This is a genomic window from Glaesserella parasuis (genome assembly GCF_002015085.1).
GTDB classification, from domain to species: domain Bacteria; phylum Pseudomonadota; class Gammaproteobacteria; order Enterobacterales; family Pasteurellaceae; genus Glaesserella; species Glaesserella parasuis.
On the sequence record NZ_MUXW01000081.1, the window covers coordinates 1 to 4,944 of the forward strand.

Below are 4,944 nucleotides of genomic sequence, written 5' to 3' on the forward strand. Positions count from 1 at the left end.
TCTGGGCGGATTAAGTATTGCTTATGATGCATTAAAACGTTATGAGCGAGATCACGGTGTGACCCCAATCTTGGAAAACTTTACCCCAGATCAACGCTTTTTTATGAGCTGGACACGTTCGTGGCGAAATAAAGCGACCGTCCAAGCCTTAACGCACCAAGTGAAAAGCGATCCGCACGCCCCAGGACAATACCGTGCTTTTGCCCCTGTATTAAATATCTCTGGCTTCCACAATGCCTTTAATACAAAACAAGGTGATGCAATGTATCGTCCGATTAATGAGCGGATTAAGATTTGGTAATTAATGATAAATAAAAAAACGCCAGTTATCAAAACTGGCGTTTAAGATAAGTGGCGGAGGAAGTGAGATTCGAACTCACGGAGGGCGTTAACCCTCGCCGGTTTTCAAGACCGGTGCATTCAACCGCTCTGCCATTCCTCCGCTGAAAACAGGCAAAATAGTATAGATAACTCTGAACTAGGTCAAGCACAAAATGATGCAAAACCGTCAAATGTTCTATTTTTCGCCTACTTAGCTGTTACGAATTAACCAAACCCCACTTTCAATATGCTCGGTGTAAGGGAATTGATCGAACAATGCACAGCGTTCAATGCGGTGAGTTTGAGTTAATTGTTTTAAATTGTCGGCTAACGTATGTGGATTGCAAGAGATATAGAGGATTCTTTCATAGCCCTGCACCATTTCTAATGTGGCTTGATCAAGCCCTACTCGTGGCGGATCAACAAAAATGGTATTGCAATCATATTGTTTCAAATCAATACCACGTAAGCGGTAAAAGACCCGAACGCCATTCATCGCTTCCGTAAATTCTTCCGCAGACATTCGGATAATTTGCAAGTTATCTACGCCGTTTACTGCAATATTATATTGGGCAGATTCTACCGATGATTTTGAAATCTCAGTCGCTAATACCTTACGAAATTGATTTGCTAACGCAATTGAAAAATTACCATTGCCACAATAGAGTTCTAATAAATCACCCTTACTATTTGCCGTACAAGCTCTCGCCCATTCCAACATTTTGATGTTCATTTTGCCATTGGGCTGCGTAAAGCTGTTTTCTACTTGGCGATAGCGGTAAATTTGCCCATCAACATTCAAGGCTTCTTCTACATAATCACAATCTAATGCAATTTTTTGCTTCGTCGCACGCCCGATTAACTGGACATCAAAACCATAGCCGATCAAGCGTTGTTTAAGTAACTTCGCTTGCTCTATCCATTCTTCTGTCAGCGATTTATGATAAAGCATTGAAACGGCGATTTGCCCACTTAATGTACTTAAATAGTCAATCTGAAACAGCTTACGTGTAAGTAGCTCATTGCCTTTAATTTCAGCCAGCAACACCGTCATCATTCGATTAATCAGTTGACTTGCAATCGGAAATTGATCGACACGGTAGCGTTGCTTAGTCGCCTGATCGAACATAATGTGATAGAGATCACCATTATCATGCCAAACACGAAATTCTGCACGCAAGCGAAAATGGCTTGTGTCAGAGGCAAAAACGTCAAGTTCAGGTGCATTAAAAGGTGCAAGTAGAGCGGTGAGATTCTCTGCCTTTTTTGCAAGTAACGCTGGATATTGATGAATTGGTAAGGTCATTTGAATTTATCAAGAAAGAAAAAGAAAAGGCTTTTTCAAGCCTTCCCACACATTATTCTGCTGAATCGTCGCCACCAAGGTCGCCACTTACATCGCCTGAAAGGGTGTAGATGCGTTTGGTTTTACTGGTTAAATCACGGTATTTAAGCCACGTTTTTTCTAAGAAAGTTTCTGTAACTTTTTCACCTTTAACAACCGCTACGAACTGTTTTTCTTCCGCTGTAGCAGGTTCACGTTCACCGTTTTCTAATGCTAAGCAGGCTTGACCAAATTGCTCTAAGGTTTGCGATTCACGAATGGTGTAATCACCGTGACGAGAGAAACCACGAGGATAATTTTTATCGTCGAAAAAACGACGTGTTACGCTAAAACTTTCTGCCATAATTGCCTCTATTTACACTTTTATTTAGAAAAATCAAAATTGGGCAAGCATTAAAGCTAAAACTTGGGAAAAGATCAATGGTTTATTGATATAAAAACAAGAAAAGAGATAGACTAACCCGAATCCCTTATAAAAACTGAGGCAGTCTGAGATATTCACACTGCCTCATCAACATTTTATTTATAATCTTGAGCCAATTTACCCGCAGCTTCTACCACCACGGAAACCGCACGATCTTCCGTGCCTTTAATGGTTGCTTCGTTTGGGATCTCTTGTTGAGTACGGTTTACGATTACACCTGCAACCATTCCTGAACGTAAGCCTAATGCAGAACACATAGTGAAGAGTGTCGCAGACTCCATTTCAAAGTTCATCACATTTAATTCTTGCCACTGTTTCAATGAACCTTGGAAATGGCGGTAGATTTTGCCTGTGAATGTATCGTAACGCTCTTGACCTGGGTAGAAGGTATCAGATGATGCGGTAATACCAACATAAGGATCGATACCTTGATTTTTCGCAGCTGCATAAAGCTCATTCGTACAACGGAAATCAGCCACCGCAGGATATTCTAATGGTGCAAAATGGCGACTTGCCCCGTCTAAACGTACTGCACCTGTCGTTACCAACACATCACCTACATTAATATGCGGTTGGATTGCCCCTGTTGTACCAATACGCAAGAAAGTACGCACGCCTAATTGAGCAAGCTCTTCAACACAGATAGAAACCGATGGTCCGCCAATACCTGTTGAGCAAACCACAATTGGCTGACCGCCTACATAACCTAACCACGATGTAAATTCACGAGTTGAAGCTAAAAACTCTGGATTATCCATTTTTGCTGCAATACGCTCACTACGAGCTGGATCGCCAGGAACGATAGCAACTTTTGCCCCTTTTAACATTGCTTTGGTTAAGCCAAGATGAAATACCTCTGACATAATTGACTCCTTTTGAGAAAAATTCGAGTAATCTAACCGCTTCATTCTACCAATCAAGCGATCAGAATTGCGATCTTTTTTGCAAACCAATGTTCAAAAATGTGAACAAGATCAACTGGAAACGTTTGCTTGAGGTTTAATTTCTCTCAAAATTGGGTTTTGCATTGAAATTAGGGTGTCTGTTGATTGAATTTCATCAATGCCCTGAATTTTAGTAGCTAAAACATAGTGCAATTCTTGAATGGTATGGGTCATCACTTTAATAAAAATAGAGTAATCCCCCGTGGTGTAATAGGCTTCAACCACTTCATCAAACTCCTGCAACTTTGCAATCACCTTTTCATAATCCTTCGCACTTTTTAGAATAATCCCAATAAAACAGCAGACATCATAGCCCAGTTTACGCGGATTAATGCGTACTTTAGTGCCTTCAATAATTCCTGCTTGACGCATTTTTTCAACACGAACGTGAATTGTCCCTGCACTCACCCCAAAATTTTTTGCCATTTCAGCATAGGGAACTCGAGCATCTTGGGTTAAAACTTGCAGAATTTGTTGATCCAGTAAGTCAATCTGCGATGTTGCCTGATAGTTTTTATGCATTTTCTGTTCCTTTTCTATCTTTTGTTAGAAATTAACTAAAATATAGCATAAATTATTAGATGATATCTAATATAGATTGACTTTGTTTGATTTTTTTATGTAAGTTGTTGCGTTTATCAAGAATTAATTTAAATTACGCACATCTCTTACAGAATTTATTCAAAAGGAAATTTATTATGCAAAAATCATTTATTCTTCAACAACAAGAAATCAGCTTTGTTAAAAACACCTTTACCCAAAACCTCATCGAACAGTTAGATATTATTGAAGTACAAGGTCCAATTTTAAGTGAAGTAGGCAACGGTATGCAGGATAACTTATCAGGTATCGAAAAAGCGGTACAAGTGAACGTAAAATGTATCCCAGGTGCCGTTTATGAAGTAGTTCACTCACTCGCTAAATGGAAACGCCACACCCTTGCACGTTTTGGTTTCCAAGAAGGCGAAGGCTTATTCGTCCATATGAAAGCATTACGCCCAGATGAAGACTCACTCGATCCAACACATTCTGTTTATGTGGATCAATGGGACTGGGAAAAAGTGATTCCAGCAGGAAAACGCAATTTCGACTACCTAAAACAGACTGTTCGCTCAATCTACCGTGCAATTCGTTTAACTGAATTAGCTGTTGAAGCACGTTTTGATATTCCATCTGTATTACCAAAAGAGATTACCTTTGTTCACAGCGAAGATTTAGTGAAACGCTACCCAACATTAACCAGCAAAGAGCGTGAAAATGCGATTTGTAAAGAATACGGAGCGGTATTCTTAATCGGTATCGGTGGCAAATTATCAGACGGCAAAGCGCACGACGGACGAGCTCCAGACTACGACGACTGGACAACGGTATCGGAAGGCGAATATAAAGGCTTAAACGGCGACATCTTAGTTTGGAACGAACAACTTGGTACGGCATTTGAATTATCATCAATGGGTATCCGTGTTGATGAAACCGCACTACGCTTACAAGTGGCATTAACAGGCGACGAAGACCGTTTAGAAATGGACTGGCACAAAGATTTATTAGCAGGACGTTTACCACTTTCAATCGGCGGTGGTATCGGTCAATCTCGTATGGCAATGTTCTTATTGCGTAAAAAACATATCGGTGAAGTGCAATCAAGCGTATGGCCGAAAGAGATGTTGGCGAAGTTTGAGAATATTCTTTAATATTATCTCAAAAGCAGGCTAATATTTTTCCAGCATAGTAGACAAAGTGGTTGCTAATGAATATTTTAATTATTCTTAGCAACTCTTTTTATTTAAAAAAATCCTTTATAAACATAATCTTATGTCTTTTCATTAATCCTGTATGATGCGATAATTTTTCCTTTAGTTGCCCAAATAAGTTTTCAAGTCTATTTGTCGTTTTTTCGATATTTAAATCGC

At 39.7% G+C, this 4,944-nt stretch carries 6 protein-coding genes and 1 tRNA gene; 2 read left to right on the top strand and 5 right to left on the bottom strand.

The window, feature by feature from the left end; translation table 11 throughout:
- Window positions 1-301 (top strand): M13 family metallopeptidase (locus tag B0183_RS11700; RefSeq protein WP_165688524.1); only part of this gene is annotated, 301 nt, incomplete at its 5' end.
- Between the two features lie 51 nt (window positions 302-352).
- On the opposite strand, the gene B0183_RS11705 is transcribed toward B0183_RS11700, so the two are convergent.
- The 5 genes from B0183_RS11705 to asnC all read right to left on the bottom strand — a co-directional run bounded on the left by B0183_RS11705 (window position 353) and on the right by asnC (window position 3,556).
- Window positions 353-442, bottom strand: a tRNA-Ser gene (locus tag B0183_RS11705).
- A 90-nt stretch (window positions 443-532) separates the two neighbouring features.
- Window positions 533-1,627 carry a tRNA (uridine(54)-C5)-methyltransferase TrmA gene (gene trmA, locus B0183_RS11710; RefSeq protein ID WP_062924083.1) on the bottom strand — a complete coding sequence of 365 codons (1,095 nt, stop codon included), beginning with the start codon at window positions 1,625-1,627 and terminating at the stop codon, window positions 533-535.
- A gap of 52 nt (window positions 1,628-1,679) precedes the next feature.
- Window positions 1,680-2,009, bottom strand: coding sequence for a MaoP family protein (locus B0183_RS11715; protein WP_021115901.1), 330 nt, complete (start codon window positions 2,007-2,009; stop codon window positions 1,680-1,682).
- A gap of 176 nt (window positions 2,010-2,185) precedes the next feature.
- Entirely contained in the window at window positions 2,186-2,953 is a 768-nt protein-coding gene (udp, locus tag B0183_RS11720; protein WP_010786970.1) for a uridine phosphorylase, read from the bottom strand.
- Window positions 2,954-3,064: 111 nt separating this feature from the next.
- Window positions 3,065-3,556: a transcriptional regulator AsnC gene (asnC, locus tag B0183_RS11725; protein WP_005714238.1), complete on the bottom strand. Its 492-nt coding sequence runs from the start codon at window positions 3,554-3,556 to the stop codon at window positions 3,065-3,067.
- A 176-nt stretch (window positions 3,557-3,732) separates the two neighbouring features.
- On the opposite strand from asnC, the gene asnA reads away from it, so the two are divergent.
- Window positions 3,733-4,725, top strand: coding sequence for an aspartate--ammonia ligase (gene asnA, locus B0183_RS11730; protein ID WP_021115900.1), 993 nt, complete (start codon window positions 3,733-3,735; stop codon window positions 4,723-4,725).
- The last annotated feature ends 219 nt before the right edge of the window (window positions 4,726-4,944 follow it).